Source organism: Arthrobacter sp. Y3223166 (genome assembly GCF_059090935.1).
This window is the reverse complement of the sequence record NZ_JBNHGE010000054.1, coordinates 1-17611: the sequence shown is the minus strand read 5'-3', so window position 1 is coordinate 17611 and position 17611 is coordinate 1. Positions and strand designations below refer to the sequence as shown.

Below are 17611 nucleotides of genomic sequence, written 5' to 3'. Positions count from 1 at the left end.
CCCGGCCTCCGCCAGGGGCGTCGCGGCGTCCGCCAGGGGCGGCGCGGCGTCGTCCGCGGCCTCCGGGCGGAGCGTCTCGGCGTCGTAGTCTTCCGGTGTTTGCCTGCGCCTGGAGAACAGGCCCATCTGCACGCTCCTGGGTTCGCGCGGCGGTTCCGTGTACCGCCGTCAGCATCAGTCTGCCATGCCGCTGTCCCCGGGACCGGGCGGCAGCCGGACGGCAACCCCCGCCCCCGGCACCGGAGTTGCGGTCAGGCCGGCGGCGTGGCCGCCGCGGCAGCCCGCGCGGCCGCCGGCAATGCGGCGAAGATTCTCTCCATCGCGGCGTCGTCGTGCGCCGCCGAAAGGAACCACGCTTCGAACACCGACGGCGGCAGGTAGACGCCGGCGTCGAGCATGGCATGGAAGAAGGGGGCGTAGCGGAAGGCTTCCTGGCCCTGGGCGTCGGCGTAGTTGTGGACGCCGTTGGCCGAGGTGCCGAAGGCCACGCTGAACAGGTTCCCCGCGGTCTGGATGCTGTGGTCCACGCCGGCCTTGGACAGGGCGGCGGTCAGCGCGGCCTGCAGTTCGAGCGAGCGGGCGTCGATCGCCGCGTAGACCGCGGGCGTCGCGGCGGTCAGGGTCGCGACGCCGGCCGCCATGGCGATCGGGTTGCCGGAGAGCGTGCCGGCCTGGTAGACGGGACCGGACGGCGCCAGGTAATCCATCACGTCGGCGCGGCCGCCCAGGGCCGCCACCGGCATGCCGCCGCCGATGACCTTGCCGAAGGTCAACAGGTCGGGCACGAACGGATCGGCTGCCCCGTCGGCTCCCCCGGTCAGGCCCCAGTAGCCGGCGTAGCCGGTGCGGAAGCCGGTCAGCACCTCGTCCAGGATCAGCAGCGCCCCGTGCTCCCGGGTGATGCGGGACAGGGCCGCGTTGAAGCCGTCGGCGGGGGTGACCACGCCCATGTTCGCGGGGGCCGCTTCGGTGATGACGGCGGCGATCTGGCTGCCGCGGCCGGCGAACACTTCCTCGACGGCGGCGATGTCGTTGTACGGCAGCACCAGGGTCTCCGCGGCCGTCGCCTCGGTGACGCCCGCCGAACCCGGCAGGGCCAGGGTGGCCACGCCCGAGCCCGCGGCGGCCAGCAGCCCGTCCAGGTGCCCGTGGTAGCAGCCGGCGAACTTCACGACCAGGTTGCGGCCGGTGTAGCCGCGGGCCAGGCGCACGGCGGTCATCGTGGCCTCGGTGCCGGTGGAGACCATGCGGAGGCGCTCGACGGCGGAGACCCTGCCGACGACCAGGGCCGCCAGTTCGGATTCGGCGGGCGTGGAGGCGCCGAAGGACAGTCCCCGGTCCACGGCCGTGTGCACGGCCTCGAGGACGGCCGGATGGGCGTGGCCCAGCAGGGCCGGGCCCCAGGAGCACACGAGGTCTACGTACTCGCGCCCGTCGGCGTCGGTGAGGTAGGCCCCCTTGGCACCGACCATCATGCGCGGCGTCCCGCCGACGGAGCCGAAGGCCCGGACCGGTGAGTTCACCCCGCCGGGCATCAGCTGGCGGGCGCGTTCGAAGAGTTCCTCGGAGCGGATGGCTTCAATCATGGTCTTGGGTCCTTTCGGGACAGCGGAATCCGCTGCGGACGGGTCGTGGGGCGCGGCAACCGGCGGCCGACGGTGAACGGTTACTTCAGCCAGCGGGCGATTTCCGGGGCCCAGTAGGTCAGCACCATGTCGGCGCCGGCGCGGCGGATGCCCAGGACAGATTCCAGGATGGCCGCCTTCCGGTCGATCCAGCCATTGGCGGCGGCTGCCTCGATCATCGCGTACTCGCCGGAGATCTGGTACGCGGCCACCGGCACCGGAGACATCTCCGCCACGTCGGAGAGGATGTCCAGGTAGCTCATCGCGGGTTTGACCATGACCATGTCCGCGCCTTCGGCCAGGTCCAGTTCCACTTCCCGGATGGCTTCGCGCCGGTTGGCGGCGTCCATCTGGTAGGTCCGCCGGTCCCCGGTCAGCTGCGAGTCGACCGCTTCGCGGAACGGCCCGTAGAAGGCCGAGGCATACTTTGCGGCGTACGCCAGGATGGAGACGTCCTGGTAGCCGGCCTCGTCGAGTGCCTGCCGGATCACCGCCACCTGTCCGTCCATCATGCCGGAGGGACCGAGCACGTCCGCGCCGGCAGCCGCCTGGGCGACGGCCATCTCCGCGTAGATCGACAGCGTGGCGTCGTTGTCGACGGTGCCGTCGGGGGCCAGCACGCCGCAGTGGCCGTGGTCGGTGAACTCGTCCAGGCAGACGTCGCCCATCACCACCAGGTCGTTCCCGACCTCCGCTTTCACGTCGGCGATGGCGCGGTTCAGCACGCCGTCGGGATCCACTCCGGCGCTGCCCGTGGCGTCGCGCACCTGGGGAACTCCGAAGAGCATGATGCCGCCGAGGCCCAGCTCCACGGCCTCGGCGGCCGCGCGCTTGAGCGTGTCGGTGGTGTGCTGGACCACGCCCGGCATGGACTGCAGCGGCACCGGTTCGCTGAGGCCTTCGCGGATGAAGGCGGGCAGGATCAGCTGGTTCGGGTGGGTCCGGACCTCCGCCGTCATCCGGCGGATCGCCTCGGTGGCCCGCAGCCGGCGCGGCCGGTGGGAGGGGAAGCTCATGGCGTTCCTTCTGGTTCGGTGGGATGGTTTTCAAGCGACCGCGCCAGGGCGTCGGCGATGCCGGGCGGCGTCGGTTCGGCAGCGGTGGCGGCGATCTCCAAGCCCAGTTCGGCGGCCTGCCGAGCGGAACTGGTACCGATCGCGATCAGCCGCAGTCCGGCCGGCCACGGGTCAAGGAGTCCCGCCAGCCGCCTGGTGACGCTGGGCGAGGTCAGGACGACGGCGTCGATGGCGCCGTTGCCGGCGCGGCTGCGGAAATCCGCGGCCGTGATGAGTTCCAGGTCGTCGGCGGGCTCGCGGGCGGCGATCTCCAATTCCGCGGTCAGGCGGAGCTCGGGACGGGCGGGGTAGTCCACCGTGCGGTAGGCGGTCACGGGCAGCACCTGCCAGCCCTTCGCCATCAGGCCTTCGAACACCGTGGGCGCGGCGATGTCGGCCTGCGGCAGCAGGACCAGCATCCGCTCGGCCGGGCCGCCGGCGGTTTCCGGCGGCAGCGGCCAGGCATCGACCAGGCCGACGGCGTCCATGCTGCCGGGTGGCACCAGGTCGACGGTGAGGCCCTCGGCCTCCAGCGCCCTGGCGCTCGGGCTTCCGACGGCCGCAATCTTCGTGTCCCCTGCCAGCGCGGCGAGGCTGGTGCCACGCTCCAGGGCGCACGCCTTCAGCGCCCGCACCGTCGTGATGCTGGTAATGACCAGCCAGACGGCCTTGTTCTGCGCCAGCAGGGTCAGGGCCTGGTCCAGTTCGTCCGGCTTGTCCGTCCGTTCGAAGTCGATCAGCGGCAGGACGCTGGGGGACGCGCCGCGGCGGACCAGTTCGGCGGCCATGCCGGCCGCCCGGTCAGGGCTGCGCGGCAGCACCACCCGCAGGCCCTGCAGCTGGTTGTCCGGCGCGCCGCGCTGCCACAGCAACGCCATCGTCAGCGCCCGGCCAGGCTCATCAGGTCGCCGGCACCCTGCCCGAGCAGCTCTTCAGCCAGTCGTGCGCCCAGGGCCACGGCATCCTCGGAACCCGCTGCCTGCACCGTCCGCTCGCCGTGCAGCAGCCGGCTGCCGTCGGGGCTGCAGACTACGGCCCGCAGCACCAGGGAGCCGGCGTCGACCGATGCCAGCGCCCCGACCGGGGCGCTGCAGCCGGCTTCCAGCCGCGCCAGCAGCGACCGTTCGGCCGTCACCGCCAGGCGGGTGTCCGCGTCGTCGTAGTCGGCCAGCGCGCCGGCCAGCGCCGTCCCGGAAGCTGCGTCGGCAACCCGGCATTCAACGGCCAGCGCGCCCTGGCCGGGGGCCGGCAGCATGACCGACGGATCCAGCAGCTCCGTGACGTGCTCGGTGCGCCCCAGCCGTGCCAGCCCGGCCGCGGCGAGCACCACGGCGTCGAGATCTGCGTGCTTTCCCTCGTGCCTTTCTTCGCCCGTGAGCCCCTTGACCCGTCCCAGGCGGGTGTCCACGTTGCCGCGGATATCCACCACGTCCAGGTCGGGGCGGGCGGCACGCAGCTGGGCGGCCCGGCGCGGGGAACCGGTGCCGACCTTGGCGCCGGCCGGCAGCGCGGCCAGGGTCAGCCCGTCCCGGGCGCAGAGGGCGTCGCGGACGTCGACGCGGGCGGGAATGGCGGCGATCTGCAGCCCGTCGGCCACGCCGGTGGGCAGGTCCTTCAGCGAATGCACGGCCACGTCGCAGCGGTCATCCAGCAGGGCCTCGCGCAGCGCGGCGGTGAAGACTCCGGTTCCGCCGATCTGGGCCAGCGGCCCCCGCAGCACGTCGCCCTCGGTCTTGATCCGGACCAGTTCATACTCCAGGGCCCCGCCGGCGGCCAGCGCCTCGGCCACGGTGGTGGTCTGGGTGACCGCCAGGGCGCTGCCGCGGGTGCCGATGCGGACTGTGACGGTCATGGCTGCGGCACCCCCACGGTCGAATCCATGCCGGCCACCGTCGGCTTCTCGCCGCGGCGGTTGGCGCAGCAGCCGGGCATGCACACGTCCATCCAGGGTCCCAGGCCGGTCAGCGCCGGGCGGTCCGCGCGGTGCTGTTCCACCGTGCGCTCACAGACCAGGTCCACGAGGCCCTCGACGAACTTCCGGTGCACGCCCGGGGTGGGCACGCGGGCGGCGGCCAGCCCGAGGCCGCGGCAGGTCTCCAGTGCCTCCGTGTCCAGGTCCCACATCACCTCCATGTGGTCGCTGACAAAGCCCAGCGGCACGATGACCACGCCCTTGACCCCCTGCGCGGGCAGCTCTTCGAGCGCGTCGTTGATGTCCGGCTCCAGCCACGGCACATGCGGCGCGCCGGAGCGGGACTGGTAGACGAGCGACCAGTTGACGCCGGCTGCTCCCGGCACGCGGTCCAGGACGGCCCGGGCGGTGGCCAGGTGCTGCGCCACGTAGGCGCTGCCGCCCTCGTAGTCCACCCCGCGGGGCCCGGCGTTTTCGGCGTCCCCGAGGGGAATCGAGTGGGTCGCGAACATCACGTGGACCGGCGCGTCCGCGGCCCCCTGCGCGGCGAGGTCGGCCCGTACCCGGTCCAGGCCCTCGGCCAGGCCTTCGGCGAACGGTTCCACGAAGCCGGGGTGGTCGAAGTACTGGCGCACCTTGTCCACTTCCAGCTTGCCGGCGAGCCCGGTCTCGACCAGGGCCATGCCGAAGTCCTCGCGGTACTGGCGGCAGCTTGAGTAGCCGGCGTAGGCGCTGGTGGTCACGGCCAGCACGCGGCGGTGGCCGGCGTCGTACGCTTCCTTGAAAACGTCGGTGATGTAGGGATCCCAGTTGCGGTTTCCCCAGAGCACCGGCAGCTCGATCCCGCGGCGGGCCAGCTCGGCCTCGAGCGCCGCCTTCAGTGCCCGGTTTTGCTCGTTGATGGGGCTGACGCCGCCGTTGGCGCGGTAGTGCGTGGCGACTTCTTCCAGCCGTTCATCGGGGATCCCGCGGCCGCTGGTGACGTTGCGGAGGAAGGGGATGACATCGTCCTGGCCCTCGGGGCCGCCGAAGGAGGCCAGCAGCAGGGCGTCGTACTTCTTCGGCTGCATGGTTCCGTCGGCGGCGACGCCGGCACGCGGGTCAAAGGACGGTTCGGCGGACTGGTTCACCGCAGCACCTCGGCGATTTCGGCAATGCTGATGCGCCTGCCGGTGTAGAACGGGATCTCTTCGCGCACGTGGTTGCGCGCGTCGGTGTAGCGCAGGTGGCGCATCAGGTCCACCAGGTCGATCAGTTCGGGGGCTTCCAGGGCCAGGATCCATTCCCAGTCCCCCAGCGCGAACGAGGCGACCGTGTTGGACAGCACCTGCGGGAAGTCGCGGCCGAGCAGTCCGTGGTCGCGCAGCATCTTGCCGCGTTCCTCGGCCGGCAGCAGGTACCACTCGTAGGAGCGCACGAAGGGGTAGACGCAGAGCCAGGCCTCCGGGTCCTTGCCCAGGGAGAAGGCCGGGGCGTGGTTCTTGCTGAATTCGGCATCGCGGTGGACGCCCATCGCGGACCAGACCATCTCGGCGGGGGCGAACAGCGGGGTCCTGCGGATGTCGCGGACCGCCGCCTGGAGTTCGTCCGGCTGCGGTCCGTGCAGCCAGATCATCACGTCGGCGTCCTCGCGCATGGCGGAAACGTCGTACGCGCCGCGCAGGGTGACGTTGCGGCCGGCGAGTTCGGCAACCGTCTCATCGAACGCCGCGGCCGCGGACGGATCCACCGGTGCGCCGGTGCGCTTAAAGACCGTCCAGAGGGTGTAGAACAGTTCCTCGTCGGTGCCGCCGGCGGCGGGGATTGCTGACTCTGACCTTGCCGATTCGCTCATGCTTACCAGTCTGCCTTCTGCATCGTAATTAATCGAAAACCACTTCTACATATTGTAGAAGATCAGTGCGCCGCCGGCTGCAGCCGTGCGGCGAGATCGCGTGCACGGCGCCGTGCGTCCCCCACCACGGCCACCAGCCCGGTGCCTGCCAGCCATGCCCCGGTGCTGCCCAGCCCGGGATGCGCAACCAGTTCGCGGCGCACCGCCGCCACCCGCTCGCGGTGCCCCACGGTGGCGGACGGAAGCGCGTTGGTCCAGCGCACCACCTTCGAGCCCACCACGTCGTCGTCGCCCACGGCCACCCCCAGCAGGAAGCTGGCATCGGCCAGCGCCTGGCGGTAGAGCCTGTCGTCGGCCCAGCCGGTGAAGTCCTCGGCGCCCCGCTGCCCCACCGCGCGCCCGTAGGACAGCCGCAGCACGTGGCTTCCCGGGCCGGCTTCGTCCGCCAGCCACGGCCATTTGGCGGTGGCATGGGTGAGTGCCTTGGCCTTGACGTTGCGCACCGACGGCGCCACCAGCATGCCGGTGCCCCGCGGCATGGCGTCGAGGTCGGGCAGGTCCACCACCAGGGTCACCAGCGAGACGGCGGGTCCGGTTTCGGGTTCCAGTCCGGCCAGCCCGGGGACGGCGCCGGAGAGCAGCCGGACGGCGGCAGCGCCATCGGCCGCCAGCATCACGGCGTCCGCGCGGAACGTCCCGGCCGCCGACTCGACCTGCCACCCGCCGCCGTGCCGGGTGACGGCTGTGGCTTCCGCCCCGGTGTGCAGGGCCACGTGACGGGCTTTCAGGTCGGCCAGCAGGGCCTCGGTCAGCCGCCCCATGCCGCCGGCGATGCCGGCCACGTTGGAACCGGCCGGGGCGGCCTTCCGGATGGCGCCCACCGCGGCGGCCAGGGACCCGTGGGCGGCCACCGAGGCGCGCAGGCCCGGCATCACCGAGTCCACGTCCAGCACATCCGGATCCGCCGAGTACACCCCGCCTGCCACCGGCGCGACCAGTTTCTGCAGCACGGCATCACCCATCCGGGCGCGCACCAGCTGGCCCAGGCTGAGCTGCTCGCGGCGCAGCAGCGAACCCAGCGGCATGACCTTGTCGCCCGAGGCGCGCAACGCCGCCCGGCGGCCGATGGCACGCACCACGTCCGGGTCGGAAGGGTCTGCCGGGATGCCGAGCACGCCCGTCTTCGGGAGCCGTTGCGCACCGTCCGGCAGCTGGATCCAGGCGCCGGCCGGGTTCGGCTGGACAATGTCGTTGCCCAGGCCCAGTTCGCCGATCAGGTCCGGGACCACGCTGGAGCGCGTCGCGAAAGATTCGGCGCCGGCGTCGAGCATCAGCCCGCCCACCTCATGCCGGACCACGCAGCCGCCGAACCGGGGGCCACGCTCCAGGACCGTCACCTCGACGCCGGCCAGCGCCAGCTCGCGCGCAGCGACCAGGCCGCCGATCCCGCCGCCGACGACGACGGCGGTGCCCGGCCTGGGCTTGCGCCCGCCCTGCCGTTCGGGACGGCGGGCGGGCTGCGGATGCGGGTGCTGCATGGCTACGGGGCCACGGAATGAATCAGCTTGACCACCCGGGTCAGGACCTCCGGGTCCGTCTCCGGCGGCACGCCGTGGCCCAGGTTGACCACGTGGCCCGGGGCGCCGCTGCCGGCGGCCAGCACCTCGCGCACATGGGCCTCCAGCACCTCCCACGGCGCCGACAACAGCGCCGGATCGATGTTGCCCTGCAGCGGCGTGCGTCCGCCCAGCCGGCGGTTCGCCTCGTCCAGCGGCAGCCGGTAGTCGACGCCGATCACGTCCGCCCCGACGTCGCGCATGGCCACGAGCAGTTCGGACGTTCCGGTGCCGAAGTGGACCAGCGGCGCGCCCAGGTGGCGGACGTGGTCCAGGGCGCGCGACGACGCCGGTGCCACGCGCCGGCGGTAGTCAGCCAGGGACAGCGAACCCGCCCAGGAATCGAACAGCTGTCCCGCACTGGCGCCCGCTTCCAACTGCGCCCGCAGGAACTTGCCCGAAGCGTCCGCGGCCCAGCCGGCCAAGGCATCCCAGGTCTCCGGGTCGGCATGCATCATGGTGCGCGGCCCCAAGTGGTCGCGGGACGGCCGGCCCTCCACCATGTACGCGGCAAGCGTGAACGGGGCGCCGGCGAAGCCGATCAGCGGCTTGGCGCCGAGCTCGGCCACCGTCAGCCGGACCGCCTCGCGGATGGGCTCCAGCGATTCGTCGGTGAGTACCGGCAGGGCGGCGACGTCGGCGGCGGTGCGGACGGGTGCGCCAAGGACCGGGCCGACACCGGGGACGATGTCAACATCCACCCCGGCCAGCTTCAACGGGATAACGATGTCGGAGAAGAAGATGCCTGCGTCCACATCGTGGCGGCGCACCGGCTGCAGGGTGATTTCCGCCGCCAGTTCCGGTTTCAGGCAGGCATCCAGCATCGCGATGCCCTGCCGCGCTTCCTTGTATTCGGGCAATGAGCGCCCGGCCTGCCGCATGAACCAGACAGGACGGCGGCCCGGCTTCCCTCCGCGGTAGGCGGTGATCAGGTCCGAGTCGGCGGTACGCCCATCCACCAGGGGATGGGAAGCATTGAGTGTCATGACATAGATTCTGGTCCAGCGGCCCTGCTTCTGGCCAACCGCGGGCGGCGCCGGGAGCGCGGGATGGCGGCGGCCACCGGCCCGAGTGGCCAATATCACCGGCGCCGGCGGCGCCCGAAACCAGGTTAACGCCGGGTTAATGGGCCAAGCTTGGAGGAGCCGACGCTGGCTTCCCGCTAAGATAGAGGCGCTGTGGTCTTACTTTCACTTGTTGCAACCCATTCCAAGGTCGATCTGGAAACGGTGGCCCGCCTGAGTGCCGGCACCTCCCGGATCGATACCGACGTGCTCGCAGACGGGTCCCCGGTCACCGGAGCCGTGGTCCTGGCTACCTGCAACCGGGTGGAAGTTTACTGCGAGACCGAGAGCGAGTCCGACCTGGAGGCCGCCCGCGCCGCGCTCATTGAACAGATCAGCCGCTGCTCGGGGCTGGACGACGCGCTGGTCGCCCGCTCCTTCGACGTAAACACCGGCGAGGATGTTGCGCGGCACCTGTTCGCGGTCGGGGCCGGCCTGGATTCGGCCGTGGTCGGCGAACGCGAGGTGGCCGGCCAGGTGCGTCGGGCCCTGATCGAGGCGCAGGAAAAGGGCACCGCGAGCGGGGGGCTGGTCCGGCTCTTCCAGACCGCTTCCCGGACGGCCAAGGACGTCGGGACGCAGACGGCACTCGGCGGCCGCGGGCTTTCGATCGTGTCGGTCGCGCTGGACCTCGCCACGGATCTGGCCGTCGAGAAGGACTGGTCGGGCAAGCAGGTTGTACTCTTCGGGACCGGCGCGTATGCCGGGGCCACCATGGCGCTGCTGCGCGAACGCGGCTGCACCCACATCAGCGTCTACTCGGCTTCCGGCCGCGCCGCGGCTTTCACCGAAACCCGCGGCGGCGTCCCGCTGACCCACGCGGCGCTGGACAGCGCGATGGCATCCGCCGACGTCGTCATCGGCTGCAGCGGCAGCGACAACCAGGTCAGTGCCGAGCGCGTGGCCGGGGTGCGCACCGGCGTCGACAAGCCGCTCACGATCATCGACCTCGCGCTGAGCCACGACTTTGATCCCGCCGTGGGCGCGCTCGAGGGCGTGGAGCTGATCACGCTGGAGTCCGTGCGGATGGCCGCGCCCGAGGAACAGGCCGAATCCGTGCAGCAGGCGGCCGAGATCGTCGCCAACGCGGCGCGCAGCTTCGAGGCCAGCCGGCAGGCGCGCAGCGTGGACTCCGCCATCGTGGCGCTTCGCAAGCACACCATGCAGGTACTGGAGAACGAGCTCGAGAAAGTGCGCTCGCAGCACGGCTGCACCGGCCCGGCCCAGGAAGTCGAGTTCGCCATGCGCCGCATGGTCAAGCAATTGCTGCACCTGCCCACCGTGCGGGCGCGGGAACTGGCCGCCAACGGCGAGCAGGAGCGTTACATTGCCGCCCTGGAAGCGCTGTACGGCATCACGGTCGAAGAACCCGCCCTGCCCCGGGCCTCGGATGCGGCGTCCTGCCCGGTCGCCGGGCACGGCGACGAGGCCGCCACAGCCTGAGGCGGTCGCGGCCGCCTGCAGGCGGCCGCGACCGGCGCCAGGGTGACCCTTAGTACACCGGCTTCGAGGGCTCCACGTCCCTGACCCACGCCAGGATTCCACCGTCGAGGTGGGATACCCGGGTGTAGCCCCGAGCCAGCAGGCTCTGCAGGACTTCGGCCGAGCGCGCGCCCGATTTGCAGTGGAAAACCAGGTCTCTGTCCCGGGGCAGGTCCTCCAGGGCCTCGCCGGACAGGATGCGTCCCTTCGGAAGCAGGACGGCGCCTGGGATGTTCACCACTTCGTATTCGCCCGGTTCGCGGACGTCGATCAGCTCGAAGTCGCCCCCGCCGGCATCGCGGTCGGCCAGCATCCGGGACAGGGTGCGGGCGTCGACGGCGTGGTCGGCATCGACCCGGCGCGGCGGCGCGACCCCGCAAAACGCCTCGTAGTCGGCCAGCCCGGTGATCGGATCGGCGTCCGGATCCTTGCGCACCTTCAGCTCCCGCCAGCTCATCTGGAGGGCATTGAAGACCAGGACCCGGCCCAACAGCGTCTGCCCGATGCCGGTGATCAGCTTGATCGCCTCGTTGACCATCACGGAGCCGATCTGTGCGCACAGGACGCCGAGCACACCGCCCTCGGCGCAGGACGGCACCGAACCGGGCGGCGGCGCCTCCGGATAGAGATCGCGGTAGTTCGGCCCGTGGGCGTCCCAGAAGACACTGACCTGCCCGTCGAACCGCAGGATGGATCCCCACACGTAGGGCTTGCCCAGCAGCGCGGCGGCGTCATTGACCAGATACCGGGTGGCGAAGTTGTCGGTGCCGTCCAGGATGACGTCGTAGCCGGCGAAAATTTCCAGGACGTTGCCGGTGTCCAGCCGGACCTCGTGCAGCACCACATCCACTCCGGGGTTCAGCGCCAGGATGCTGTCCCGCGCCGAGGCCGCCTTGCTGCGCCCCAGGTCCGCCACGCCATGGATGACCTGGCGCTGCAGGTTGCTCGCTTCCACCGCGTCGTCGTCCACGATCCCGATCCGGCCCACCCCCGCAGCGGCCAGGTACAGCATGGCCGGCGATCCGAGGCCGCCGGCGCCGATCACCAGCACCCTGGCGTTCTTCAGCCTCAGCTGGCCGGCCATGCCGACTTCGGGGATGATCAGGTGCCGCGAATACCGCTCGGTCTCGGCCTTGCTGAGGGACGCTGCCGGTTCCACGAGCGGCGGCAGCCGCCGGGTCTCCAAGGTGCTCATTCTTCCAATCTACGCCCCAGCCGGTTGCTGGTGCGTAGACTGGTCGGGACTGACACTTACTGCACCGTGGCGCTGTAAGTTTTCCTGACCGCAGCGCCGGAAGAGGCCGTGTACTACCGTGACGACAGAACCCCGCTCAGCCGCCAAGCCCACCCGACTGCCGCGGGAGGAACGACGGCGCCAGCTGCTGCAGGCGGCACACGAGGTCTTCGTGGTCAATGGCTACCATGCGGCGGCGATGGACGAGATCGCCGACGCAGCGAACGTGAGCAAGCCGGTGCTCTACCAGCACTTCCCCGGCAAGCGGGAGCTCTATCTGGCCCTGCTGGATCACCACCTGGAATCGCTGAACGCGATGCTGATGGCTGCGCTGAACTCGACGACGGACAACAAACTCCGCGTGCACGCCACCATCCGGGCCTACTACCAGTTCATCGCCCAGGACAGCCAGGCGCACCGGCTGGTCTTCGAATCCGACCTGAACAACGACCCCGACGTGAGCGGCCGCTTGGAGGACTTCAATGCGCGGCTGGCCAGCGCCATCGCCGGAGTCATCGCCGAGGACACCAAGCTCTCGGCGGTCGAGGCCACACTGCTGGGCCGGGCCCTGGCCGGCATGGCGCAGATCAGTGCCCGGCACTGGCTGCGCTCAGGCGGGGAACTGGACCAGGACGCCGCGAGCGAACTGATCTACCGTTTAGCTTGGCGCGGAATTTCACGCTTCCCGAAGGAACCCTAGGATAGATTCGCCAGTAGGGAACCCACCCGGCTTACAGCATTACCAGGAGGCATCAGCGTGGAAGTGAAGATCGGCATGCAGAACGTCGGCCGTGAAATCGTGCTCGATTCGTCGCAGTCGCCGGACGAGGTGGCCGAGATCGCGAGCCGCGCCATGAACGGCGGCGCCGAGCTGCGCCTGACCGACGCCAAGGGACGCCTGGTCATCATCCCGTCCAATGTCCTGGCCTACGTCGAGATCGGCGCCGAGGGGCCGCGCCCCGTCGGATTCGGCGCTCTCTAACCACCCATGGTCGCACTGGTCCTGCTGGTGCTCGTCGCCGCCGCCGTCGGCTTCACCGCCTGGGCGGTGGACCGGCGGCGCCACGCCTACGGGGTGCTGCTGCTGCCCGGGATCGCGGTGGCGGCGGCGGTGCTGCTCTGGTTCGTCCTCATGGCCGCCGGCCTCGGCTCCGAACCGGGCGTGCACTTCCTGTCCTGGCTGCTGCCGATGGCCGTTTCCGTTCCGGCCGCGTGGGCCGGTGCCTGGTGGATCGGACGCCGCCGCGTGCAGCGGGATACCGAACGGCTGACCGCCCTGCTGGGCTGAACGAAGCCGGCCGGGCAGGAAAGCTAGCCGGGATAGCCGTCCGGGTCCGCGTCCGCGCCAAGCTTCCGCGCCAGCACGCTCACCGCTGCCGCCGCGGACACGTCACGGGTAGTGACTGCCGAATCGGCGTCATGCGACGTGAAGCGCAACAAGACCTTGTTGTACCGCCAGTCCAGGTCCGGGTGGTGCCGCTGCTCCTCAGCCAGGTCGCCCACGGCGGCAATGAAGTTCAGGGCCTCGCGCCCATTGTCCAGCTTGAACGCGCTGACCAGCGCTCCGTCCGCGTAGCGCCACTGCGGCAACCCGCGCAGCTGCCGGTCTATTTCCTCACTGTCGAGTACGTCTTTCGCACGTCCCACGATGCCCTCCCGGTTGCGCGGCGGTCTGCCGCGCGGCCCGGCTGCCGCGGCTTGCGGCCGCCTGTGCCGCCAGCCTACCGGTGAAGCCAACCCCGTTGAAGGCCTGCACTCACGCCGTCAGGCCCAGGTCATTCATTCGGCGCGAATGGTTTTGGGTCAGCCGGGCAAACAACTCTCCGGTGGCCTGTGCCTGCCGGTCGGGATCCTGCCCCCGCATCAGCTCGCTGAGCACGGCGCGCTCAATCCCGATCCGCTGGGCCTGGGTCAAGGCCTCCCCCACCAGCCTGCGCCCCCACAGCGCCAGCCGCGAGGCCAGCCGCGGATCGTCGGCCAGCACCTGCTGCAGCCGGGCCGCGATCATGGAGATCTGCTCGGTGTTCTCCTTGATCCGGGCAACCAGCTTCTGCGTCTCGCTGTCGAGGGCTCCGGCGATGTGCAGGTAGAAGTCCCCCAGCACGCCGTCGGTGACGTAGGCCTTCATCAGGGACTCGTACCAGTCGGCCGGGCGCGTCCGGTCGTGGAAGGCATCGATGGAGGGCTGGAACGGGGCCATGGCCGTCTCCACGTCCACGCCGAGTTGCTCCAGCTGCGCGGCCACGGCCTCGAAATGTTCAAACTCGGTCACCGCGAGCCGGCCGACGGCGGCCCGGTCATGCAGGGTGGGCGAAAAGCGTGCGTCGGAGGAAAACCGCTCGAAGGCGGACAGCTCGCCGTAGGCCATCACGCCGTACAGATCGATCAGGAATTGCCGGCGGCGGCCGGAATCCTCGCCGGGCGCTGCGGGAACGGTGCTCACGGTGCTCATGAATCCAAGGGTAGCGTCCCATTTCGACGCGGCTGCCGTTAGGCTAACCGTGTGCCGTACCCGCATTTGGACCCGAAGGTCAACGAGTCCCAGCATCTGCTGGCACGGGTGCTGAAAGACCTGCGGACAGAGTTCGACCTGCCGCAGGAGTTCGACGCGGGCGCACTCGCGGAGGCCCGGGCCGCCGTGGCCGCCCATCGGCTGCCGGAGACCGATCTGACCGCACTGGAATTCGTAACCATCGATCCGCCCGCGTCCACCGACTTGGACCAGGCCCTGTACATCGAGTCCACCGACGGCGGTTACACGGTCTGGTACGCGATCGCCGACGTCCCCTCCTTCGTGGAGGCCGGCGGCGAACTGGATGCCGAAACCCGGCGGCGGGGCCAGACCATCTACGCCCCGGACGGACGGATCCCGCTGCATCCCGACGTCATCGGCGAACAGGCCGGGTCGCTGCTGGCGGACCAACTGCGGTCGGCCTATGTGTGGCGATTCGAGCTCGACGCCGCCGCGCGCGTCACCGCGGCCACCCTGGAACGCGCCAGGGTGCGGAGCCGGGCCAAGCTGAACTACGAGCAGGTGCAGCAGGACATCGATTCGGGCGATGCGGCGCCCACCCTGCTGCTGCTAAAGGAAGTGGGCAGCAAGCGGGTGGAGCTCGAACGCGAGCGCGGCGGGGCGAGCTTGAATGTCCCCGACCAGGAGATCGCCCATGACGGCCGGCACTACTTCATTGTCACCAGGCCGCCGTTGCCGGTGGAGGATTGGAACGCCCAGATATCGCTGATGACCGGGATGGCCGCGGCCGAGATCATGCTGGCAGGCCGGATCGGGATACTGCGCACCATGCCGGGACCGGACGCGGACGCCGAGGCCCAGTACCGCCGGCAGACCGAGGCGTTGGGGTTCCCGTGGCCGCACGAGATGGCCTACGGCGACTATCTGCGCAGCCTGGACACCACCGATCCCAAGCAGCTGGCCCTGATGCACGGGGCCACCGCCCTCTTCCGCGGTGCCGGCTACACGCCGTTCGTCGGCGAGCTCCCGCCCGAACGGCAGCAGGCCGCCATTGCCGCACCCTATGCGCACGCCACGGCTCCCCTGCGGCGGCTGGTGGACCGTTTCGTGCTGGTGATCTGCCATGCCCTGTGCGCCGGCGAACCCGTCCCGCAGTGGGCCCAGGACGCGCTGGAGGAACTGCCCAAGCTGATGGCGGCTTCCGACCAGCTGGCGGGGCGGGTGGACCGCGCCGCCCTGGACGCCGTTGAAACGGCGCTGCTGAGCCACCGCGTCGGGGAAGAATTCGACGCCGTCGTGATCACCGGCACCCGGTACCCGGGCAACGGAAACGGAAACGGCGCCGGCGGCCGCAGCGGGAGCGGGAACGGCAACGGCAACGGGAAGGTCCTGGTGGCCGGCAGGGGCAAAGGCAACGGCGGCCAGGAGCCGTACGGCGTGGTCCAGCTCAGCGACCCGCCGGTCACCGCACGGTGCTCGGGAATCTTGGAGGCTGGGGCCACGGTGCGCGTTCGCTTGACCACGGCGGACATCGGGGAACGGCGCCTGCACTTTGAACTGGCCGACGGTTAAGTGCCCGCACGGTGCGGCGCGGGGGCCGGTTTGCCAACGACCGGTAGACTTAACCGTGTAGTACTGGATGCCCGGTCGTTGATTGAGTGAAGTGAATCCATCAACAGATCCGTCCCTACGCGATCTTAAACCTCCTTGGCTGCCTCGTTGGCCGGCCGGGAAAGCAGTTGTTAGCCCGCGATCGGCTTCCACTGGTTGCGCCACGCTTCCGCCTTGTTCCGCTCCCGCAGCACCTGCGGGACCGTTGAGCACCGCCGGCGTCGGCGCCTGAATGAACGGTATGTAATTGAACACTGAAAATATACAGGTGGCTGGCGAACAGCTCATCCACGCTGACAACAGCGCCGAAGAACTGGTCGTCGAGGCCGTGCTGGCCTCCGACGAACGCCCCCACGAACTGCCCAAGCAGACCTTCGCCGACTTCAACGTCCGCGCGGACATCGTGCGGTCGCTTTTCGACGCCGGCATCACCCACCCCTTCCCGATCCAGTCCATGACCCTGCCGGTGGCCCTCGGCGGCCACGACATCATCGGCCAGGCCAAGACCGGTACGGGCAAGACCCTGGGCTTCGGCATCCCCGCGCTGCAGCGGGTGGTGGGACCGGACGACGACGGCTTCGACAAGCTTCCGGTGCCCGGTGCGCCGCAGGCCCTGATCGTTGCGCCGACGCGCGAACTGGCCGTGCAGGTCGGCAACGACCTGATGACCGCCTCCAAGCAGCGCAACGCCCGCGTCGCCGTCATCTACGGCGGCCGCGCCTACGAGCCCCAGATCGAGCTGCTGCAGAAGGGCGTCGAGGTCGTGGTCGGCACCCCCGGCCGTCTGATCGACCTGCACCGCCAGAAGCACCTGAGCCTGAAGAACGTCCGCATCGTGGTTTTGGACGAAGCCGACGAGATGCTGGACCTGGGCTTCCTGCCGGACGTCGAGACGCTGCTGGCCGCGACCCCGGCCGTACGCCAGACCATGCTCTTCTCCGCCACCATGCCCGGACCGGTCATCGCCATGGCCCGGCGGTACATGACGCAGCCGACGCACATCCGCGCCGCAGACCCGGACGACGAAGGCATCACCAAGAAGGACATCCGCCAGGTTGTCTACCGCGCACACAACCTGGACAAGGACGAGGTGGTGGCCCGCATCCTGCAGGCCGAGGGCCGCGGCCGGACCATCATCTTCACCAAGACCAAGCGCACGGCCGCCAAGCTGTCCGAGGAGCTGATCGACCGCGGGTTCGCCGCCGGCGCCATCCACGGCGACCTCGGCCAGGGCGCCCGCGAACAGGCGCTGCGCGCGTTCCGCAACAACAAGGTGGACGTGCTGGTCGCGACCGACGTCGCCGCCCGCGGCATCGACGTGGAAGACGTCACCCACGTGATCAACTTCCAGTGCCCCGAAGACGAGAAGGCCTACCTGCACCGGGTGGGCCGGACCGGCCGCGCCGGTAACAAGGGCACCGCCGTCACCTTCGTGGACTGGGACGACGTCCCGCGCTGGGGCCTGATCAACAAGGCCCTCGGCCTGGACGTGCCGGAACCCCAGGAGACCTACTCCTCCTCACCGCACCTGTTCACCGACCTGAACATTCCCGAAGGCACCAAGGGCAGGCTTCCGCGCAGCCAGCGCAAGCTCGCCGGCATCGACGCCGAGAAGCTCGAAGACCTGGGCGAGACCGGAAAGCACCCTGCCCGCTCCGGCGGCCAGCGCCAAGACGGCGGCCGCGGCGGTGCGCGCCGCGGCGGC

At 70.5% G+C, this 17611-nt stretch carries 17 protein-coding genes; 6 read left to right on the top strand and 11 right to left on the bottom strand.

Features of this window, described 5'->3' with window-relative positions:
- Positions 1-251: 251 nt before the first annotated feature.
- The 8 genes from hemL to hemE form a co-directional block, all read right to left on the bottom strand.
- On the bottom strand, positions 252-1586 hold the full coding sequence (gene hemL / locus AC5RUH_RS15490) for a glutamate-1-semialdehyde 2,1-aminomutase (RefSeq protein WP_494129018.1): 1335 nt from the start codon (positions 1584-1586) through the stop codon (positions 252-254).
- 80 nt (positions 1587-1666) lie between these two features.
- Entirely contained in the window at positions 1667-2641 is a 975-nt protein-coding gene (hemB, locus tag AC5RUH_RS15485) for a porphobilinogen synthase (RefSeq protein ID WP_494000266.1), read from the bottom strand.
- On the bottom strand, positions 2638-3558 hold the full coding sequence (locus tag AC5RUH_RS15480) for a uroporphyrinogen-III synthase (protein ID WP_494074173.1): 921 nt from the start codon (positions 3556-3558) through the stop codon (positions 2638-2640). Before AC5RUH_RS15480 ends, hemB begins: the two co-directional genes overlap by 4 nt.
- Before the next feature lie 2 nt (positions 3559-3560).
- Positions 3561-4532, bottom strand: coding sequence for a hydroxymethylbilane synthase (hemC, locus tag AC5RUH_RS15475; protein WP_494129017.1), 972 nt, complete (start codon positions 4530-4532; stop codon positions 3561-3563).
- Positions 4529-5662 (bottom strand): ferrochelatase, encoded by a 1134-nt coding sequence (locus AC5RUH_RS15470; protein ID WP_494129020.1) that lies wholly within the window; start codon positions 5660-5662, stop codon positions 4529-4531. Before AC5RUH_RS15470 ends, hemC begins: the two co-directional genes overlap by 4 nt.
- Before the next feature lie 56 nt (positions 5663-5718).
- A complete protein-coding gene (hemQ, locus tag AC5RUH_RS15465; protein ID WP_494012554.1) occupies positions 5719-6426 on the bottom strand; it encodes a hydrogen peroxide-dependent heme synthase in 708 nt (235 codons plus the stop codon).
- Positions 6427-6488: 62 nt separating this feature from the next.
- Positions 6489-7964, bottom strand: a complete 1476-nt coding sequence (gene hemG, locus AC5RUH_RS15460; RefSeq protein WP_494129016.1) for a protoporphyrinogen oxidase — start codon at positions 7962-7964, stop codon at positions 6489-6491.
- A gap of 2 nt (positions 7965-7966) precedes the next feature.
- Positions 7967-9028: a uroporphyrinogen decarboxylase gene (gene hemE / locus AC5RUH_RS15455; protein ID WP_494101892.1), complete on the bottom strand. Its 1062-nt coding sequence runs from the start codon at positions 9026-9028 to the stop codon at positions 7967-7969.
- Positions 9029-9220: 192 nt separating this feature from the next.
- On the opposite strand from hemE, the gene AC5RUH_RS15450 reads away from it, so the two are divergent.
- Positions 9221-10549: a glutamyl-tRNA reductase gene (locus AC5RUH_RS15450; protein WP_494129015.1), complete on the top strand. Its 1329-nt coding sequence runs from the start codon at positions 9221-9223 to the stop codon at positions 10547-10549.
- Between the two features lie 49 nt (positions 10550-10598).
- Here the strand turns inward: AC5RUH_RS15450 and moeB are convergent, their stop codons facing one another.
- On the bottom strand, positions 10599-11783 hold the full coding sequence (moeB, locus tag AC5RUH_RS15445) for a molybdopterin-synthase adenylyltransferase MoeB (protein ID WP_494129014.1): 1185 nt from the start codon (positions 11781-11783) through the stop codon (positions 10599-10601).
- A gap of 118 nt (positions 11784-11901) precedes the next feature.
- On the opposite strand from moeB, the gene AC5RUH_RS15440 reads away from it, so the two are divergent.
- Genes AC5RUH_RS15440 through AC5RUH_RS15430 form a run of 3 tightly spaced genes read left to right on the top strand, consistent with a single transcriptional unit; the run spans position 11902 to position 13110 of the window.
- Entirely contained in the window at positions 11902-12522 is a 621-nt protein-coding gene (locus AC5RUH_RS15440; RefSeq protein WP_494000274.1) for a TetR/AcrR family transcriptional regulator, read from the top strand.
- A gap of 57 nt (positions 12523-12579) precedes the next feature.
- Positions 12580-12804 (top strand): DUF3107 domain-containing protein, encoded by a 225-nt coding sequence (locus tag AC5RUH_RS15435; RefSeq protein WP_136784705.1) that lies wholly within the window; start codon positions 12580-12582, stop codon positions 12802-12804.
- Between the two features lie 6 nt (positions 12805-12810).
- Positions 12811-13110: a hypothetical protein gene (locus AC5RUH_RS15430; RefSeq protein WP_494000275.1), complete on the top strand. Its 300-nt coding sequence runs from the start codon at positions 12811-12813 to the stop codon at positions 13108-13110.
- 23 nt (positions 13111-13133) lie between these two features.
- Here the strand turns inward: AC5RUH_RS15430 and AC5RUH_RS15425 are convergent, their stop codons facing one another.
- A complete protein-coding gene (locus AC5RUH_RS15425; protein ID WP_494000276.1) occupies positions 13134-13469 on the bottom strand; it encodes a 4a-hydroxytetrahydrobiopterin dehydratase in 336 nt (111 codons plus the stop codon).
- 109 nt (positions 13470-13578) lie between these two features.
- Positions 13579-14274 (bottom strand): ferritin-like fold-containing protein, encoded by a 696-nt coding sequence (locus AC5RUH_RS15420; RefSeq protein ID WP_494012558.1) that lies wholly within the window; start codon positions 14272-14274, stop codon positions 13579-13581.
- Between the two features lie 51 nt (positions 14275-14325).
- On the opposite strand from AC5RUH_RS15420, the gene AC5RUH_RS15415 reads away from it, so the two are divergent.
- Positions 14326-15867, top strand: coding sequence for an RNB domain-containing ribonuclease (locus tag AC5RUH_RS15415; protein ID WP_494129013.1), 1542 nt, complete (start codon positions 14326-14328; stop codon positions 15865-15867).
- A gap of 325 nt (positions 15868-16192) precedes the next feature.
- Positions 16193-17611: DEAD/DEAH box helicase (locus tag AC5RUH_RS15410; RefSeq protein WP_494129019.1), on the top strand; the 1419-nt coding region annotated here is incomplete at its 3' end.

Coding starts and splice junctions, on each gene's coding strand:
- AC5RUH_RS15430 (WP_494000275.1), top strand. CDS start 12,811: ATGGTCGCACTGGTCCTGCTGGTGCTCGTCGCCGCCGCCGTCGGCTTC.
- hemC (WP_494129017.1), bottom strand. CDS start 4,532: ATGACCGTCACAGTCCGCATCGGCACCCGCGGCAGCGCCCTGGCGGTC.
- AC5RUH_RS15470 (WP_494129020.1), bottom strand. CDS start 5,662: ATGCAGCCGAAGAAGTACGACGCCCTGCTGCTGGCCTCCTTCGGCGGC.
- hemB (WP_494000266.1), bottom strand. CDS start 2,641: ATGAGCTTCCCCTCCCACCGGCCGCGCCGGCTGCGGGCCACCGAGGCG.
- AC5RUH_RS15420 (WP_494012558.1), bottom strand. CDS start 14,274: ATGAGCACCGTGAGCACCGTTCCCGCAGCGCCCGGCGAGGATTCCGGC.
- hemG (WP_494129016.1), bottom strand. CDS start 7,964: ATGCAGCACCCGCATCCGCAGCCCGCCCGCCGTCCCGAACGGCAGGGC.
- hemE (WP_494101892.1), bottom strand. CDS start 9,028: ATGACACTCAATGCTTCCCATCCCCTGGTGGATGGGCGTACCGCCGAC.
- hemQ (WP_494012554.1), bottom strand. CDS start 6,426: ATGAGCGAATCGGCAAGGTCAGAGTCAGCAATCCCCGCCGCCGGCGGC.
- hemL (WP_494129018.1), bottom strand. CDS start 1,586: ATGATTGAAGCCATCCGCTCCGAGGAACTCTTCGAACGCGCCCGCCAG.
- moeB (WP_494129014.1), bottom strand. CDS start 11,783: ATGAGCACCTTGGAGACCCGGCGGCTGCCGCCGCTCGTGGAACCGGCA.
- AC5RUH_RS15480 (WP_494074173.1), bottom strand. CDS start 3,558: ATGGCGTTGCTGTGGCAGCGCGGCGCGCCGGACAACCAGCTGCAGGGC.